General features: G+C 63.3%; 17 protein-coding genes. 4 read left to right on the plus strand and 13 right to left on the minus strand.

All coding sequences use genetic code 11. The features are described from left to right. Window positions 1–3: 3 nt before the first annotated feature. From CN933_RS13075 to CN933_RS13090, 4 genes are read right to left on the minus strand one after another with little or no spacing between them, the layout of a single operon-like run. Window positions 4–1,401 (minus strand): APC family permease, encoded by a 1,398-nt coding sequence (locus tag CN933_RS13075; RefSeq protein WP_018099594.1) that lies wholly within the window; start codon window positions 1,399–1,401, stop codon window positions 4–6. 14 nt (window positions 1,402–1,415) lie between these two features. After that, complete coding sequence (locus CN933_RS13080; protein WP_003532521.1) at window positions 1,416–1,577, minus strand: hypothetical protein; 162 nt, start codon at window positions 1,575–1,577, stop codon at window positions 1,416–1,418. A gap of 13 nt (window positions 1,578–1,590) precedes the next feature. Further along, a complete protein-coding gene (locus tag CN933_RS13085; protein WP_018099593.1) occupies window positions 1,591–1,974 on the minus strand; it encodes a hypothetical protein in 384 nt (127 codons plus the stop codon). Between the two features lie 8 nt (window positions 1,975–1,982). Further along, window positions 1,983–2,300 (minus strand): hypothetical protein, encoded by a 318-nt coding sequence (locus CN933_RS13090; protein ID WP_018099592.1) that lies wholly within the window; start codon window positions 2,298–2,300, stop codon window positions 1,983–1,985. Window positions 2,301–2,686: 386 nt separating this feature from the next. Here CN933_RS13090 and CN933_RS13095 point away from each other — a divergent pair, with 386 nt between their 5' ends. Both CN933_RS13095 and purU read left to right on the plus strand, forming a co-directional pair. Further along, the gene (locus CN933_RS13095; protein WP_018099591.1) at window positions 2,687–3,421 is read left to right on the plus strand and encodes a helix-turn-helix domain-containing protein; all 735 of its coding nucleotides are present in this window, start codon (window positions 2,687–2,689) and stop codon (window positions 3,419–3,421) included. A 181-nt stretch (window positions 3,422–3,602) separates the two neighbouring features. Beyond that, window positions 3,603–4,487 (plus strand): formyltetrahydrofolate deformylase, encoded by an 885-nt coding sequence (gene purU, locus CN933_RS13100; protein WP_026169143.1) that lies wholly within the window; start codon window positions 3,603–3,605, stop codon window positions 4,485–4,487. A gap of 155 nt (window positions 4,488–4,642) precedes the next feature. On the opposite strand, the gene CN933_RS13105 is transcribed toward purU, so the two are convergent. The 3 genes from CN933_RS13105 to araD form a co-directional block, all read right to left on the minus strand. Next, entirely contained in the window at window positions 4,643–7,096 is a 2,454-nt protein-coding gene (locus CN933_RS13105) for a phosphoketolase family protein (RefSeq protein ID WP_018093740.1), read from the minus strand. Window positions 7,097–7,240: 144 nt separating this feature from the next. After that, a complete protein-coding gene (locus CN933_RS13110) occupies window positions 7,241–8,026 on the minus strand; it encodes an NAD-dependent epimerase/dehydratase family protein (protein ID WP_018093741.1) in 786 nt (261 codons plus the stop codon). 63 nt (window positions 8,027–8,089) lie between these two features. Continuing rightward, window positions 8,090–9,814: an L-arabinonate dehydratase gene (gene araD, locus CN933_RS13115; protein WP_018093742.1), complete on the minus strand. Its 1,725-nt coding sequence runs from the start codon at window positions 9,812–9,814 to the stop codon at window positions 8,090–8,092. 77 nt (window positions 9,815–9,891) lie between these two features. Between araD and CN933_RS13120 the strand changes: the two genes are divergently transcribed. Further along, window positions 9,892–10,614, plus strand: coding sequence for a FadR/GntR family transcriptional regulator (locus CN933_RS13120; RefSeq protein WP_018093743.1), 723 nt, complete (start codon window positions 9,892–9,894; stop codon window positions 10,612–10,614). 310 nt (window positions 10,615–10,924) lie between these two features. Next, the gene (locus CN933_RS13125; protein ID WP_026168490.1) at window positions 10,925–11,809 is read left to right on the plus strand and encodes an SMP-30/gluconolactonase/LRE family protein; all 885 of its coding nucleotides are present in this window, start codon (window positions 10,925–10,927) and stop codon (window positions 11,807–11,809) included. Window positions 11,810–11,829: 20 nt separating this feature from the next. Here CN933_RS13125 and CN933_RS13130 read toward each other — a convergent pair whose 3' ends face one another. Genes CN933_RS13130 through CN933_RS13155 form a run of 6 tightly spaced genes read right to left on the minus strand, consistent with a single transcriptional unit; the run spans window position 11,830 to window position 17,525 of the window. Next, a complete protein-coding gene (locus tag CN933_RS13130; protein ID WP_018093745.1) occupies window positions 11,830–12,471 on the minus strand; it encodes a glutathione S-transferase family protein in 642 nt (213 codons plus the stop codon). Further along, entirely contained in the window at window positions 12,468–13,550 is a 1,083-nt protein-coding gene (locus tag CN933_RS13135; protein WP_018093746.1) for an ABC transporter ATP-binding protein, read from the minus strand. The genes CN933_RS13130 and CN933_RS13135 overlap by 4 nt, the downstream gene beginning before the upstream one ends. 24 nt (window positions 13,551–13,574) lie before the next feature. After that, on the minus strand, window positions 13,575–14,648 hold the full coding sequence (locus tag CN933_RS13140) for a Gfo/Idh/MocA family protein (RefSeq protein WP_018093747.1): 1,074 nt from the start codon (window positions 14,646–14,648) through the stop codon (window positions 13,575–13,577). Between the two features lies 1 nt (window position 14,649). Then, window positions 14,650–15,666 (minus strand): Gfo/Idh/MocA family protein, encoded by a 1,017-nt coding sequence (locus CN933_RS13145; RefSeq protein ID WP_018093748.1) that lies wholly within the window; start codon window positions 15,664–15,666, stop codon window positions 14,650–14,652. A gap of 22 nt (window positions 15,667–15,688) precedes the next feature. Then, a complete protein-coding gene (locus tag CN933_RS13150; protein WP_018093749.1) occupies window positions 15,689–16,576 on the minus strand; it encodes a carbohydrate ABC transporter permease in 888 nt (295 codons plus the stop codon). Next, complete coding sequence (locus tag CN933_RS13155) at window positions 16,569–17,525, minus strand: carbohydrate ABC transporter permease (RefSeq protein ID WP_018093750.1); 957 nt, start codon at window positions 17,523–17,525, stop codon at window positions 16,569–16,571. The genes CN933_RS13150 and CN933_RS13155 overlap by 8 nt, the downstream gene beginning before the upstream one ends. Window positions 17,526–17,530: the final 5 nt, after the last annotated feature.

Here is a 17,530-nt window from a genome sequence, read left to right on the forward strand (position 1 = left end):
CGATCAATAGCCTTGTGGCTTTGGCCACGGCATCGTGAACTGATCGCCGCGGCGTACGAACTTGTAGCGCCGGAAGTGAAACCACAGCGAAGCCACGATGTAGAAGCACATCATCGCGCTGAGCTGCGTGCCGTAGCCCAGGAACACGGCGAAATAGGCGGTCGAGCACAGAATGAGCAGCACGACCGTGGGTAGCGGATGAAACGGGTGCACGTAGCCGCGCTTGATCTTGCCGAGCGGCCACTTGTTTCGGAACATCACCATGTTGAAGGTCATGAAGGTGTAGCCGAGCAGGCCCGACAGGATCGAGAAGGTCACGACCTGGTCGAGCGGGGCGCCGAGCGCGAAGATAAGCGCGATCGGGACCAGGAATACGATCGCTCGATAGGGCGTGCGGTAGACCGGATGGACGGCACCGAACCAGCTTGGCAGATAACGGTCACGGCTCATCGAGAACCAGGCGCGGGAAGCGTCGTTGATGCAGCCGTTGGCGGAGGCGAGCGTGGCGAATGCCGTGCCGACGAAAAGCAGGACCATCAGTCCGGTGCTGCCGGTGACGCGGGCGGCGTCGAACAAAGGCGTGCCGGCCTGGCCGAGATATTCCCACGGCATCAGGCCGGAGCAGATATACCAGGTCATGGTGGCCGCGATCAGCAGCGTCATGATGCCGGCCATCGTGCCGTAGGGAAGCGAGCGGGCAGGAGAGCGCACCTCCTCGGCCGCCTGGCAGGTACCCTCGATACCGAGATAGTACCAGAGCCCGAAATGCAGCGATGCCACGATGCCCACCCAGCCATAGGGTAGCGGATCCGAGGTGATGGCCGAAAAATCGAGCGGCACCGCCGAGGCGCCGAACTGCACCGATACGAACAACGCCACGATCGCAAGGAAGGCGATGGCGGTGATCACCAGGTTGAAGGTCAGGGTCGCGAGCACGCCGCGATAGTTGAGCCACGCCAGGAACATGATGGCGAGAACGATGAAGGGTTGCTGGTTGAGCCCGGCCTGGCCCTGCATTCCGGCCACGGTGTCGAGCAGGAAGCCGACGGTGATGGCGTTGGCGGCTTCGAGCATGGTATAGGCCATCACAAGGAAGAGGCCGACATTGAAGGCCATCAGCGGGCCGACGATGTGCTTGGCCTGAGCGTACTGCCCGCCGGCCGCGGCGACCGTCGAAGTCACTTCCGAGTCGATCATGGCGACGCAGGTGTAGAGCAGGCCGGCCACCCAGCAGGCCAACAGGCCGGCGATCATGCCGCCTTTGCCCACCGAGAAATTCCAGCCCATATATTCGCCGACGAGCACGATGCCGACGCCGAGTGCCCAGACGTGCGCAGGCCCGAGCACCCTCAGCAGGCGCAGCCGGTCCGGCTCGGCTACGGCGGATGTAGTATCGTCCATTTGCCGTCCTCCCCTCAGATCTCGTGGCGCTCTGCCGTCGCCTCGATCTCGCCTTCGCGAGAGGAGATCAGCAGTTCGTTGTCGTACGTGGTGTCGATGCGAACGAGATCGGCGAGCATCAGCACGCCGAACAGCGCCGAAAGCGCCCAGGCCGCGTATTCGAGTATGTCCCACATGGCCGCCGCCTCCCTAGCGTCGTTTCGTGCCGAAGCGTTCTTCGATCACTTCGCGGTACTCCCTGTCGGAAAGCCGGACCACCATCACGAAGTAACCGATGACCAGCACGGCCATGACGACGAGCGAGGCCCAACTGAAGCTATAGTCGAAGCGCGCGGTGATGATGTCGTTGGCGGCCGCCGGATCGGTGATGCCGAGCGCGGCCCACTGCTGCTGCTCGGTGGCGTTCTGGCCGAGCGCTTCCCAGGTCGGATCGGGGATCGGATTGGGCACCTTGGCCGCGCCCGCAAGGCCAAGATAGAGCGGTATGTAGAGGGCTCCGATGGTCAGCACCAGCAACGTGATCACGTCGAAGATCTGGCCTGCAAAGCTCTGTTTCGGAGGTTCGTATGCCATGATACCTCCTAGCGGCTTTGCGGGCGCATCTCGTCGAGATGCTTGAGATCGAGGCTGTAGATGAAGTGCTTGTCTTCTTCGTAATGGCGCAGCATGGCAATGATGGCGGCTGTGTTGAAGAGCAGCACCAGGCCGCAGGCGACCGTCAGGATGGCGGCGATGGCCGGCGTTGCGATGTAGGGCCAAACGGTAAACAGCGCGAAGAGCAGGGTGCACCATAGGACCACGACGAAGGCCGTAAGGCAGACGCGGTCACGTCTGTGCATTGCATCGATACGCTGGCTGAAGCTCGCATCCTCGCCAAGCTTGCTTAGTGTCGCTTCCATTCGCTTTCCTCCTCCAATGGTTCTTCCTCCGGGTAGTTTTTCGTTCCTTATAATTTCGGTGCCGGGAGCCGGCCTTTTTCTGCTTAGAAAAAATATTTGCCTAACAGGAATGTCAGGCAAAGCGAGACCACTGTCAAGTGACGCCGTCCGACCGAGCCGGGCCCGGGCGATCGAGCGACAGTGAGGCGGGGGGCTGATGGACGCGCGGGCGCATTCCAGCGTGTTCGCGGTCACGCCCCGTTACGCGCAACACATCGCCGGAGCAGGCATAGGCTGCAGCGAGAGTTGATCTTCTACTCAGGGCAGAATACTTCCTCGGCCGCGCGCTTATGGCGTTGTGGAAGACCCAGAAATATTTACTATCAGTAAAAACAAGGCGAGATGGCATGGGCAGGGAAAACGCGGAAAAACATCGGAACTCGAAGAAGAACGGCAAGGGGTCCGTGGGCGCCGACGGCGCGCGCAAGACGGCGGCAGAATTGGCGCGTGTCACGCCGCTCACTCAGGATCCGCATGCCATCCGCGATACTCGTGAAAAGGTGCTGGAAGTCGCGATCGGTCATGAGGTGCGTGCCTTCCGCAAGAAGCTCGGCATTACAGTCGCCGACGTCGCCTCCGCCACCGATATTTCGGTCGGCATGCTGTCGAAGATCGAGAATGGCAACACATCGCCGTCGCTCACGACTTTGCAGACGCTGTCCCGGGCGCTCGGCGTGCCGATCACCGCCTTCTTCCGCCGTTTCGAGGAGGAGCATAGCGCCGTGTTCGTCAAAGCGGGGGAAGGCGTCGACGTCGAGCGGCGCGGCACCCGCGCCGGCCACCAGTACAACCTCCTCGGCCATATCGGATCGAACACCTCCGGCGTCGTCGTCGAGCCTTATCTCATCACGCTGACCGAAGACTCGGACGTCTTTCCGACGTTTCAACACGATGGTCTGGAGTTCCTCTACATGCTGGAAGGCGAGGTGGTTTACCGGCATGGCAACAATCTTTACCGCATGACTCCGGGGGATAGTCTGTTCTTCGACGCCGACGCGCCGCACGGGCCGGAAGAACTGACCACGCTGCCGATCCGGTATCTGTCGATCATTTCCTATCCGCGCGGCCGCGGAGAGGACTGAGGAAAGCTTCTGCTCATCCCTTTTCGCCTACGCGCGATTTCCCGCCAAGCTGCGAAAGCAAAAGTTGCCTGAGGAGAAATATATATTCCTGAAGATTGATTCCATCGATCTGCTCTGGTAGCAATTTGCGGCGTCGGCAACACCCGTGCGCGCTACCAACGGCGAGGGGAGAGAAATGAAGATGCAGAATTTCGTTCTGACCGTATCCTGCAAGTCGACGCGCGGCGTGGTTGCGGCGCTATCGGGATATCTGGCCGAGCAGGGCTGCAATATCGCCGACAGCTCGCAGTTCGACGATCTGGGTACCGGCAAGTTCTTCATGCGCACCAGCTTCATCTCGGAGGAGCGGGTTGGCCTTGCGGCTCTCAAGGAAGGGCTGAAACCGATTGCCTCGAAGTTCGAGATGGAGACGGCGCTCCACGAACAGTCCGAGCGCATGAAGGTGTTGCTCATGGTGTCGCGCTTCGGCCATTGCCTGAACGATCTTCTCTACCGCTGGAAGATCGGCGCCTTGCCGATCGACATCGTCGGGGTCGTCTCCAACCACTTCGACTACCAGAAGGTGGTCGTCAACCACGACATCCCCTTCCACTGCATCAAGGTGACGAAGGAGAACAAGCCCAAGGCCGAAGCCCAGCTGATGGACGTCGTCGAGCAGACCGGCGCCGAGCTGATCGTTCTTGCCCGCTACATGCAGGTGCTTTCCGATGCGCTCTGCAAGAAGATGTCGGGGAAGATCATCAACATCCACCACTCCTTCCTGCCCTCGTTCAAGGGGGCGAACCCCTACAAGCAGGCCTATGAGCGCGGCGTGAAGCTGATCGGCGCGACGGCCCATTACGTCACCGCCGATCTCGACGAGGGACCGATCATCGAGCAGGATATCGCCCGCATCACCCATGCGCAGTCAGCCGAGGACTACGTCTCGATCGGCCGCGACGTCGAAAGCCAGGTGCTGGCCCGCGCCGTGCACGCCCATATCCACCACCGCTGCTTCATCAACGGCAACCGCGTCGTCGTCTTCCCGCCGAGCCCGGGTTCCTACGCGTCGGAGCGGATGGGCTGAGGCCGATAGAGGCCGAGACCGGCTTGCTCCAACCCGCCATTACCGCCCATCGCATCAGAGGCACGCTCTGCATCGGACCCGTGATCGAAACACGGAAATAGACCCGCTTCGGCGGGCCTTTCGTGATGGTAGGTCCGGCCGCGGAAGTGCGTCTCTCAGACATTGTCGCCTTCGGTCGATGTTCCCTGTGCCGTCCCGGCGCTGCCGCCGCCCCATTTCCAGCCACTGATCGCCGGCATGTCCTCGCCGTATTTTTCGATATGGTGCTTGTGGTCGATCAGCCGCTCGTGGATCGCCTGCTTGAAATATGCGGCGCGGGCGCCGAGTTGCGGCAGCCGGTCGATGACGTCCTCGACCAGATGGAACCGGTCCAGATGGTTGAGCACCACCATGTCGAAGGGCGTCGTCGTCGTCCCCTCTTCCTTGTAGCCGCGGACATGCAGATTGGCATGGTTCGTGCGGCGATAGGTGAGGCGGTGGATCAGCCAGGGATAGCCATGGAAGGCGAAGATGATCGGCTTGTCCTTGGTGAACAGGGCGTCGAAGTCGCGGTCCGGCAGGCCGTGCGGGTGCTCCCCCGACGGCTGCAGCTTCATCAGATTGACCACGTTGATCACCCGCACCTTCAATTCCGGCAGGTGCTCGCGCAGCAATTGCACTGCGGCAAGCGTCTCCAGCGTCGGAACATCGCCGCAGCATGCCATGACCACGTCCGGCTCGCAGCCTTTGTCGTTGCTGGCCCATTCCCAGATGCCTAGGCCTTCGGTGCAATGCTTCACCGCCTGGTCCATGGTTAGCCATTGCGGAGAGGGCTGCTTGCCGGCAACGACGACGTTGATGTAGTTGCGGCTCCTCAGGCAATGGTCCGTCACCGACAGCAGCGTATTGGCGTCCGGCGGCAGATAGACGCGGATGATGTCCGCCTTCTTGTTGACCACGTGGTCGATGAAGCCGGGATCTTGATGGCTGAAGCCGTTATGGTCCTGGCGCCAGACATGCGAGCTCAGGAAATAGTTCAAGGAAGCGATCGGGCGTCGCCACGGGATTTCGTTGCAGACCTTCAGCCATTTGGCGTGCTGGTTGAACATCGAGTCGATGATGTGAATGAAGGCTTCGTAGCAGGAAAAGAAGCCGTGGCGTCCGGTAAGCAGATAGCCTTCGAGCCAGCCCTGGCATTGATGCTCGCTCAGGACCTCCATCAGCCGCCCGTCCGGCGACAAATGGTCGTCTTCCGGATAGATGTCCGCCATGAAACAGCGATCCGTGACTTCGAGCACGTCCTGCCAGCGGTTCGAATTGTTTTCGTCCGGACTGAACAGGCGGAAGTTCCCGGACTTCAGGTTGAGCTTCATCACGTGGCGCAGATAGCTGCCCATCACGCGGGCCGACTCGGCCGTGGCCGTTCCGGGGCTCTGAACCGAAACCGCATAATCGCGGAAGTCGGGCATCTTCAGGTCGCGCAGCAACAGCCCGCCATTGGCATGCGGATTGTCGCTCATCCGGCGGCGGCCCGTTGGGGCAAGCTCCGCCAGTTCCGCCATCAGCCGCCCTTCACCGTCGAAAAGCTCCTCCGGCCGATAGCTCTTCATCCAGCCTTCGAGGATGCGGACATGCTCCGGCTTGTCCATGTCCCCCATCGGCACCTGATGCGATCGCCAGTAACCCTCGCATTTCTTGCCGTCGATCTCGGCCGGGCAGGTCCAGCCCTTGGGTGTGCGGAAGACGATCATCGGCCAGGCAGGGCGTTTCAGATTGCCGTTGACCCGGGCGTCGGCCTGAATGCGCCTGACATCGGCAAGCGCCGTATCGAGCGCGCCCGCCAGCTGCTGGTGCACGTCTGCGGGGTCATGACCTTCGACGAAAAGCGGCGCATAGCCCATGCCCTCGAAGAACTTCTGCAGCTCCTCTCTGGGAATGCGTGCGAGAAAGCAGGGATTGGCGATCTTGTATCCGTTGAGGTGCAGGATGGGCAGGACGCACCCGTCGCGCGCCGGGTTCAGGAACTTGTTGCCGTGCCAGCCGGTCGCGAGCGGACCCGTTTCGGCTTCCCCGTCGCCCACGACGCAGGCGACGATCAGCTCCGGATTGTCGAAGGCGGCACCGTAGGCATGGCTCAACGCATAGCCGAGCTCGCCGCCCTCGTGAATGCTGCCCGGCGTTTCCGGCGCGACATGGCTCGGGATGCCGCCGGGGAAGCTGAACTGCTTGAACAGCTTCCGCAGGCCCTCGGCGTCCTCGCTGATGTCCGGATAGACCTCGCTATAGGTGCCCTCCAGATAGGCGTGGGCGACGAGCGAGGGCCCGCCATGCCCGGGCCCGATGACATACATCATCTCGAGATCGTCGCGCTTGATCACCCGGTTCAGGTGGACATAGAGCATGTTCAGGCCCGGCGACGTACCCCAATGGCCGAGAAGCCGCGGCTTGATGTGCTCCCGCTTCAGCGGCTCGCTGAGAAGCGGATTGTCGAGGAGGTAGATCTGGCCGACGGAGAGATAGTTCGACGCCCGCCAGTAGGCGTCCATCCGCCGAAGTTCATCTGCGGAGAGCGGATTGGCGGATAATGGATCATGGCCGGAAACGTCACCTGCCGTCCTGGGGGAAGTCATGGATTCCTCCTGAAGCGAGAGCTCGGATAGCGACGGCGCAACGAGCTGCCGAAGCTGCCGCTGCAGAATCTATGGCGGTGCTGCGCCAGGGCAATGCCGAGCAGCGGCGGGGATGGAGAACCGTGGTCTTGCGGACCGGTTGCCTTAACCCGGCAACTTCGCCGCCGCATGACGCCCGCCCTGATAGCGCACGCCGTCCGAAGGCGCCTCCTCACGCTCCTCAATCGCGTGCCGGTAAGGTTCGCTGCTGTCCTGCGGGCGCCAGCCGAGGAAATCCGCATGCCCGTTTGACCACCAGACGTCGCGGTTGGCGGAGACGCCGTAGAGCACCAGATGGCCGATTTTCGGGGCATCGAGAAGCCTGCGCACAAGCGCCAGGAAGTCGCGCGGGCTCAGCCAGGTGGAGAGCATGCGGCGGTTCGTGGGTTCGGCAAAGCAGCTGCCGATCCTGAGGCAGGCGGTTTCCATGCCGTATTTGTCGAAATAGAGCCGGGAAAGATCCTCGCCGAAGCACTTGCTCACGCCGTAAAGGCTGTCCGGCCGCCGCGGCGACAGGTGGTCGAGCGTCTCGCCGACGGGATGGAAGCCGGTCACATGATTGGTGCTCGCAAAGAGAACGCGGTTCACGCCGGCCTTTCGCGCCGCCTCGTAGAGATTGTAGGTGCCGAGGATGTTGGCCTGAAGAAGAGCGTCGAAGTCGGACTCCACCGAGATTGCACCGAGATGCAGGATCGCATCGCAGCCGCGCACGAGTCGGTCGACCGCCTCGCGCTCGGCGAGGTCGCAATGCACGACTTCCTCCCCCTCTCGGGCGGGAAAAAGCGTGGCGACATCCGAAAGGCGCAGAACATCGGCGCAGCCCTTCAGTCCCTCGCGGGCATAGCGGCCGAGGCCGCCTGCGGCCCCGGTTATCAATAGTCGCGTCGTCATGCGTACAACCTGCTTCGCACGGATCGTGATGACTTTGGCTCCAATGACCAGTCGTCACGGTGATCAATGAATCTCGGGTTCGGGCAGCTTATGGGGCGATTGCAGGAAGGTGAAGTCGCAGCCTTCCGGTGCCTGCTGGATATTCTCCGCATGCATCTTCAGATAGCCCCTCGAATAATCGCGCTCCGGCGGTCTCCATTCGGCGAGCCGGCGTTCGATCTCGGCCTGATCGACCTCGAGCGTGATCGTGCGGCGATCGACGTCGAGCGCGATTATGTCGCCGTTGCGGACCGCTGCCAGCGGGCCGCCGACATAGGCCTCCGGCGCCACGTGGAGGATGCAGGCGCCGTAGCTGGTGCCGCTCATCCGGGCGTCGGAAATGCGCACCATGTCGCGCACGCCCTCTTTCAAGAGCTTCTTCGGGATCGGCAGCATGCCCCATTCCGGCATGCCCGGTCCGCCGACCGGACCGGCATTGCGCAGGATCATCACCGTGTCGGCTGTGACGTCGAGATCCTCGTCGTTCACCGCTCTCATCATCGCGTCGTAATCGTCGAAGACGAGGGCCGGACCGCGGTGTTCGAGGAGGGCAGGGTCGGCGGCCGCGGGCTTCATCACGCAGCCCTGCGGCGCGAGGTTGCCTTTGAGAATTGCCGTGCCGCCGCGCGCGGCAACCGGCCTGTTCAGCGGGCGGATCACCTCCGGCAGATGGACTTCGGCCTCGTCGAGAGCGCCGCCGATCGTGCCGATCACATTGCGTTCCCCGGTATGCAGGAGCGGCTTCAATTGTTTCCAGAGCGCGATCAGACCGCCGGCATAGTAGAAGTCCTCCATCAGGAATTCACCGGTCGGCCGGATGTTGCAGAGAACAGGGACTTGGGCCGATACGCGGTCGAAGTCGTCGAGCGTCAGAGGAACGCCGCAGCGCCGCGCGATCGCGATAAGATGGATCATCGCATTGGTCGAACCGGCCATCGCCATGTGCACCGCGAGCGCATTCTCGAATGCCTGCGCCGTCATGATGTCGGACGGCTTCAGGTCCTCGAAGACCATCTCGACGATGCGCGCGCCGGAAAGCGCAGCCATTCGCGCATGGCCGGCATCCGCCGCGGGGATGGCGGAGGCGCCGGGCAGGGAAAGCCCCAGCGTGTCGGCCAGCGCCGTCATGGTCGAGGCCGTGCCCATGGTCATGCAGGTGCCGAAGGAGCGGGCGATACCGCGCTCCATTTCGCTCCATTCGTTCTCGGTGATGCGGCCGGCTTCCTTTTCCGCCCAGTATTTCCAGACGTCCGATCCGGAACCCAGCATCCGGCCGCGATAATTGCCGCGCAGCATCGGCCCGGCCGGCACGAAGATCGTCGGCAGGTCGACCTGGATCGCTCCCATGATCGTGCCCGGCGTGGTCTTGTCGCAGCCGGCAAGCAGTACGACGCCGTCGACCGGATGCGAGCGGATGAGCTCCTCCACCTCCATCGCCAGGAAGTTGCGGTAGAGCATCGTCGTCGGCTTCACATAGGTCTCTGCCAGCGACATGGCCGGCAGCTCGATCGGGAAGCCGCCCGCCTGCCAGACGCCGCGCTTGACCTCCTCCGCCCGAGTCCTCAGATGCGCGTGGCACGGATTGATGTCGCTCCAGGTATTGATGATCGCGATGACGGGCTTGTTTGCGAGTTCCGCATGGTCGTAGCCCATCTGATAAAGGCGGGATCTGTGACCGAAGGCGCGAAGGTCCTTGACGCCGAACCAGCGAAAGCTTCGAAATTCCTCCGGCTTCTTGCGCCCGGTCATCGGCAGCCTCCTTTGCATTTGCGGGTGGGTCGGCTAGATTGCGCCTGTACAGAAAAATGACAGGTGAAGGCAGACCCTTGAACGACGTAACGTTGAAACTCAAACCGGCGCGGCGGGAGCGGCTTGCCGATGTTCTCTACGGGCAGATTCTCGAGCAGATCGCCAGCGGCCAGATGGCCGAGGGGGCCAAGCTGCCGTCCGAAGCGCATATCTGCCGCGACTTTCAGGTTTCCCGTCCGGTCGTGCGAGAGGCGCTGATGCGGCTGCAGGCCGACGGCCTCGTGGTTTCGCGCCAGGGCATCGGCACCTTCGTGAAATCGCGTCCGTCCGACAAGCTCACCAGTCTCGCCGCCTCGGCCGAGATCGCGATCTATCTCAGGGCTTTCGAGCCCCGGCTCGCGCTCGAGACGGAATGCGCGGGGCTTGCCGCGATGCGCCGGACCAAGGCTCAGCTCAACCAGATCGGCGAGGCGCTGGCGGCGCTGGAAGGCGCCTTCGCGCGCGGGGAAACCGGATGGGAAGAGGACTTCGCCTTTCACCACGCGGTAGCGGAAGCTGCGGGCAACGAACTTTTTCCACGCCTTCTGGAAGAGCTGCGTGACATTCTCAGCGGCTCGATGCGCATGGCGCTCGGCCTGACGCGGCAGGGCTCCGATGACCGCCGCCGCCGTGTCCTCGAAGAACACCGCAAGATCTACTCCGCCGTTTCGGGCCAGAACCGGGATCTCGCCCGCCTTTACATGCGCTACCATCTGACGGAATCGCGCGCCCGTATCACCGGCTCCCATGGCGATCTCTGATCCGGTCATGCTCCGATCCACTTCAAGCGCTCGCCGGTAGCCGGCTCGACCATTGCGGCCTCGCTCTCCGCCTTCGGGCGACACGCTGCCGCGGCGCGCCGCGCCGAGCGGCAGGCCTTCAGGGTCGCGGGTTACGAGGGGCGTTTTCATGCAGATTTCCCGGCCGGTTTCTTGTATTTTTATTTTACAAGTTGAGCGAGGGCAAGAGCAATGATAGAGCTGGCAACGGCGGCAGCGAATTCAAAAACGGGAGTTTAAGCGCCTCTGGGCGCGTTTCTTCTGGCAGCGGCCCGGGCCCATGGTGTCGAACATGTCTTTCGATTTAACATTTGAGTGTCTTCTGGATTCGCGTTGCGACGTCGCCGAAAGCCCGGTTTTCGATGAGCACCGGAACTGCCTGTTCTTCGTCGATATCGGCCGCAGCGCCCTTCATCGCGTCGAGCTTTCGGGCGCCGGCCACGTCGAATGGACCGTCGAGGGCGGCGCCTGCAGCGCCGGCCTTGCGCGCTCCGGACGCCTCGTGCTGGCGCAGCGCGATCGCGTGGTTCTGTTCGATCCCGATGTCGGCGCGATCACCAGGGAAATCGCCGCGATCGAGCCGGAGGTTGCTGATACGCGCCTCAACGACGGCAAGGTCGGACCGGACGGCGCCTTCTGGGTGGGGACGATGCACGATGTGCCCGACCGCCGGCCCGTCGCGTCGCTCTACCGCGTCTCGCCGGACGGTGCGGTGGAACGCAAGGTGGAAGGCATCGTCTGCTCCAACGGCCTCGCCTGGAGCGGCGACGGTGCCCTTCTGTTCCACTCGGATTCGCGCGGCGCCTGGATCGACCGCTGGCAGTTCGACCCCGCAACGGGCGCGCTTTCCGGGCGCCGGCGGCTGGCAGGCCTGGACGAGGCGAGCGGCCGACCGGACGGAGCCGCAACCGACGCGGAAGCCCATTACTGGAGCGCCGGCGTGTCAGCGGGCATCGTCAACCGCTTCTCGCCCGAAGGTCGCCTTGTCGGGACGCATCGCTTTCCGGTGCCGGCGCCGACCATGCCCTGCTTCGCCGGACCGGACCTGAAGACGCTTCTCGTCACGTCGCTGCGGCCTGCGGGCATCGGCGAGAAAAACCGCTCCGGCGGCATTTTCGCCGCAAGAAGTCCCGTGGCGGGTGTGGCCGTCCACCGCTTCGACGATCGCCGGATTTGAGGCTGGCGTCTGCGGTCTGATCAGCGCTCCGGAATCGGCGGCAGTTCGGGCGCATCCAGACCCCTGAAGGGATCGCGCCAGGCATCGATCTCCTGGAGCCGGTCATTCCAGCGGCAGATGTTGGGATAATCGCCAAGCGGCAGTCGGGCGGCATCGTTGAAGGGCAGAAAGCTCGCCATTCGGAAATCCGCATGGGATACGGCGTCTCCGACCAGCCAGATCCGCCCGGAAAGCTCCATGTCGAGTATCGCCGCTGCCGTACGGAACCTGCTCAACCCCTCCTCGACCAGCTGCTGGTCGATCGGGCCGAGCCCATAGCGCTGCTTCGTGCCGCGCTCGAACTGCACCATGTCGCAAGCTCTTACGAAGTTTTCCTTGCCCCAGCTGATCCATCGGACCATGTCGGGTTCGTCGTCGCCCATGCGCCAGAAATCCGATTGCACCTTGCGTGAAAGCCGGCAGGCAATCGCGTCGGCCTCCCAAAGGCTTTTTCCGGCCTCCACGAGTATCGGCAGCGAAAGGTTGGGGTTCAGCGGCCGAAACCGTTCCGCCTGTCCCGGCGCGAAGGGTGAGGCGAATTCGAACTCGACCTCGGCTGCGAGATGGCGTGCCACCGCGACGGCAAGCCTCGGGTTGGGATTGCGGCTGTAGAACAGTTTCATCGCATGGCCCTTCCGTCGGCGCCGAAGACGTGGCAGCGCGACGGGTCGAAGTGGACGGCGAGATTGGAGCCCCGCTCGACCTTCTGCTGCCCCTCCAGCGCGACGGTCAGCTGCTGGCGATCCGGCGTGATCCCGTAGAGCATGGTTTCGCCGCCGAGATTCTCGACGATCTCGACATTGACCGAAGCGAGCTCGATACCGCCCTCGCGCGCGGAAAGATGCTCCGGCCGGATGCCGAATGTGACGTCCTGCCCCTGGGTCGCACCGTTCAGGCGACGGGGCAGGCGGATCGTTCCGCCGCAGACCTCGATCGCCGTTTCGCTTTCGGTGACGTCCGCGATCCGCGCCTTGAGGAAGTTCATCTTGGGGCTGCCGATGAAGCCGGCGACGAAGCGGTTGACGGGATTGTTGTAGAGATCGAGCGGTGCGCCCACCTGCTCGATCCGGCCGGAATTCAGGACGACGATCTTGTCGGCCATGGTCATGGCCTCCACCTGATCGTGCGTCACATAGATCATGGTGTTGCCGAGGTCCCGATGAAGCCTTGAGATCTCCACGCGCATCTGCACGCGGAGTTCGGCGTCGAGGTTGGAAAGCGGCTCGTCGAAGAGGAAGATCCGCGGCTCGCGCACGATCGCGCGGCCGATCGCCACGCGCTGCCGCTGACCGCCGGAGAGCGCCTTCGGCTTGCGGTCGAGCAGCTTTTCGATCTGCAGGATCTCGGCCGCCCGGCGCACCTTCGGCTCGATTTCGGCCTTCTTGAAGCCGGCCGTTTCGAGGCCGAAAGCGAGGTTCTTGTAGACCGACATGTGCGGATAGAGCGCATAGGACTGGAACACCATCGCAATGCCGCGCCTGGCGGGCGCCACTTCGTTCATCCGGTCGCTGTCGAGCATCAGGGTGCCGCCGGAAATCTCCTCCAGTCCGGCGATCATTCTGAGCAGCGTCGACTTGCCGCAACCGGACGGACCCACGAAGACGGCGAACTCGCCGGGGTCTATGGTCAGGTCGATGCCGTGGATCACGTCGAGCGCGCCGTAGCGCTTCTCGACCTTCTGAAGAACGACGCTCGTCGCCATGTCAAAGTTCCTCCCTGCGGCCCTCTATCGGGTATTCGCACGCCAATCGGCATATTTCGGGCTGTCCGGCCCGAGCGGCAACTCTATTTCGCGGCCGGTATCGGCGGATTGATAGATCGCGGTGACCAGTTCCAGCGCGCGGCGCGCATCCTGCGTCGTCACGGGCAGGGGTCCTCTGCCGCTCAGGAAATCGTGGAAATGCGCCATCTGGGTGGTGAAGCGCGGCGAGACCGGACGCCAGTCGCCGGTCACTTCGTCTATCCGCGCCTGCACTTCGTCATTTGCCGCGATGATCTTCCACGGATCCTTACCCGGCGCATAAGGTTCGTGGCTGCTCTCGAAGGTGACGTTTTCGAAATGCAGCCTCAGCCGGCTGATCTGCTCCTGAGAGCCGAGCGTACAGGAAAGCGAAACGAAGGCGCCGTTCTTCATGAGCAGGCTTGCGGAGGCGCAGTCCTCGACCTCGATGTCGTTGACCCGGGTCGCGACCCGGCCGAACACGCGCGCCACCGGGCCGAGAAGATGCAGCATCATATCGTGCAGATGCAGCGCGTGGGTGACGAGCACGCCGCCGAGCTCCGTCGCCCATTTGCCCCTCCAGGGGACGGAATAATATTCGGGCGTGCGCAGCCAGAAAGTCTCGACCGAGCCGACATAGGGCTTGCCCGCGATGCCGGCCTCGATGATGCGCTTGGCTTTCTCGATGCCGTCGCCGTAGCGATACTGGAAGATCGGCATCAGCACGCCACGTGCCTGCTTCTCGGCTTCCATGATCGCATCGACGCCCTTCAGCGATCCGGTCAGCGGCTTTTCGCAGACCACGTGCTTGCCGGCGGCAAGGGCCGCGAGCACCTGTTCGAGATGGATGCCTGGCGGGGTGCAGATGTCGATGATGTCGATTCCATCGTCGGCGAGAAGTTCCTCGAAGTGGCGGGTCCGCTGCTCGATCCCGAATTCGTCGCCCACTTCGTTCATCCGTTCCTCGTTGAGGTCGCAGAGAGCCTGGACTCGGAATTTGTCCGGGTGCGGCTGATAGCCCTCGACGATATGCGAACGCCCGATGCCGCAGCCGATGATGGCGACTGTCTTCACGCTCATGTCAGTTCCTGTCCCCGTTCTGTTCGGCGATCGCCTGCGCCTGAAGCGCAAGCTCCATGGCCTTGAAGCAGCGCTCCTGCGGCATCGCGGTTTCGGTCCTGTCGCGGATGTCGGCGAGGAACTGGCGCCCGAAGGGCAGGTCGACGCGGGAGCAGTCGATATGTTCGACGCCGTTGCGGTCCGCGAGAAACAGGTGGTTGCCACCTTCGCGCCCGGCGAGATCGACCGTCTTGCGGACCTCGATCGTTCCGGATGTGCCGACGATGAAGAGCCGGCCGTCACCCCAGGTCGGCATTCCCTCCGGGGTCAGCCAGTTCACATGGATCATGCCGGTGCTCCGCCCGGTCGAGAGGTGGATGCTGCCCGTATCCTGCAGTTCGGGAGCGTCGGGAACGCTCCGGTTGCCGACGCTCGCCGAAAGCACGGTCGCGTCGTTGGCGCTGGTGAAGAACAGGAACTGCTCGCACTGGTGCGATGCGATGTCGGTCAGGATGCCGCCATAGTCCGTGCGGCGGAAGAACCAGTCGGGCCGCGTCCCGCGGCGCAGCCTGTGCGGGCCGAGGCCGACTATGTGCACCACCTCGCCGATCGCGCCGGCGGCGACGAGCTCGCCGGCCTTGACCGTGGCCGGGCTCTCGAAATGCTCCGAATAGAGGATCGAGAAGATGCGGCCCGTCTCGGCCTGGACCCGGCGCAGCTTGGCGAGCTGGTCGAAGCTCGTCATGCCCGGCTTGTCGACAAGCACGTCCTTGCCTTGCTGCATGGCGCGGATCGCCAGTTCCGCGCGCTCGCTCGAAACGGCGGCCGAGACGATGAGGCCGATGCTCTCGTCCTCGAGGATTTCCTCTGCCGTCGCGATGCGCGGGGCGTCTGCGTAGACGGCGGAAAATTCCGCGGCCAGCGCATCGTCCTTCTCGTGGAAACCGGCGAGGCGGGCGCCGGCCCGAAGCAGGCAGTCGACCTGGCCGTAGATGTGGTTGTGGTTGAGCCCGACGGCAGCGAAACGCAGTTCGTCCATGATGATTTTCTAGCTCCGTCGCTCAGCGTTTCATGCCGGTGGTGGCGATGCCCTCGATCAGAAGGCGCTGGAAGAAGAGGAAGAAGAAGAACACCGGCACGAGCGAGAGCGTCGACATGGCGAAGAGCCCGCCCCAGTCGGAGGTGCTGCTCGAGTCGACGAAGGTCCTCAAGCCGAGCTGGATCGTGTAGCTGTTCATGTCGTTGAGGTAGATCAGCGGCCCGAAGAAATCGTCCCAGGTCCAGATGAAGGAGAAGATGGCGGCCGTCGCCAGAACGGGGAGCGATAGCGGCAGCATGATCTTCCAGTAGATGCGCCAGGCGCCGCAGCCGTCCATCATCGCCGCTTCGTCCAGTTCGCGCGGGATTCCGCGGAAGAACTGCACCATGAGGAAGATGAAGAAGGCATCGCTGGCGAGAAACTTCGGGACCACCAGCGGCAGGAATGTGTTCACCCAGCCGAGATCGAGGAAGAGGACATATTGGGGAATGAGCGTCACGTGATACGGGATCATCATCGTGCCGAGCATGATCGCGAACCAGAAATTCCGCCCCGCGAAGCGCAGCCTTGCGAAGGCATAGGCCGCGAGCGAGCAGGCCACGACATTGCCGACGACGGTGAGGACCGCGATGACCAGCGAGTTCCAGAAGAACCGCCCGAAGCTGACGTCGAGCCCGAACCAGCCGCGCAGATAGGAGGAGAAATCCACCGAGGAGGGCCAAAGCGACGTGGAGGCGAAGATCTCGTCCTCCGGCCTGACCGATGCCGAGATCATCCACAGGAGCGGATAGATCATGGCGATCGAGGCGGCGATCAGGGCGGCGTGAACGAGGACCGATCCGACAGGGCCGCGGCGGCCCGTCGGGACCGGCGGCGGGGCGGTTACCGAGCTCATGGTCGCGTCAGTCATCGTAGTGCACCCAGTAGCGAGAGGTGAGGAACGAGAAGGCCGTGAACAGCCCGATGATCAGCACGAGAATCCAGGCAAGCGCCGAGGCGTAGCCCATGCGGAAATTACCGAAGGCCTCCTGGTAAAGGTAAAGAGTGTAGAACAGCGTCGAGTTGATCGGACCGCCGGTGCCGCCGGAAATGATGAAGGCGGGAGTGAAGGCCTTGAAGGCGTCGATCGTCTGCACGACCGCGTTGAAGAAGATCACCGGCGTCAAGAGCGGCAGCGTGATCTTGTAGAACTGACGGAACTTGGATGCCCCGTCGAGGCTCGCCGCCTCGTACATGTCCGTCGGGATCTGCCGAAGGCCCGCAAGGAAGATGATCATCGGCGATCCGAACTGCCAGACGCTCAAGACCACGAGCGTCCAGATCGAATAGTCCGGATGCGAGATCCAGCTCGGCCCCTCGATGCCGAACTGGGCCAGCAGGCTGTTGATCAGGCCGTCGCCGGCGAAGAGCTGTCGCCAGAGCACGGCGATCGCGACGCTGCCGCCAAGCAGCGACGGCAGGTAGAAGATCGCCCGATAGACGGTGAGCCCCCGGACGCCGCGGTCGAGAAGGATCGCGACGAGCAGCGCGAAGGCGAGCTTGAAGGGCACTGAAAGCACGACATAGAGGAAGGTCACCTTGATCGCCGCGGCGAATTTCGGGTCCGCCGTCGCGATGCGCACGTAATTGGCGGTGCCGATCCATTCCGGCGCGCGGATCAGGTCGAAATTCGTGAAGGAGAGATAGAGCGAGGCGATGGCGGGCCCGAGCGTCAGGCCGAAGAAGCCGATGAGCCAGGGCAACAGGAACATGTAGCCGGCTCCATGGCTTGCCCATGTCCTGGCCAGGCGGCCCTGTGCGGCCGGGCGCGATGACGCGCCCGTCCCGACTGCGACAGCGGTGTCCTGCACGGCCGCCATCCTCC

Origin of the sequence: Sinorhizobium sp. M4_45 (genome assembly GCF_002885915.1) — a bacterium.
GTDB classification, from domain to species: Bacteria; Pseudomonadota; Alphaproteobacteria; order Rhizobiales; family Rhizobiaceae; genus Sinorhizobium; species Sinorhizobium meliloti_A.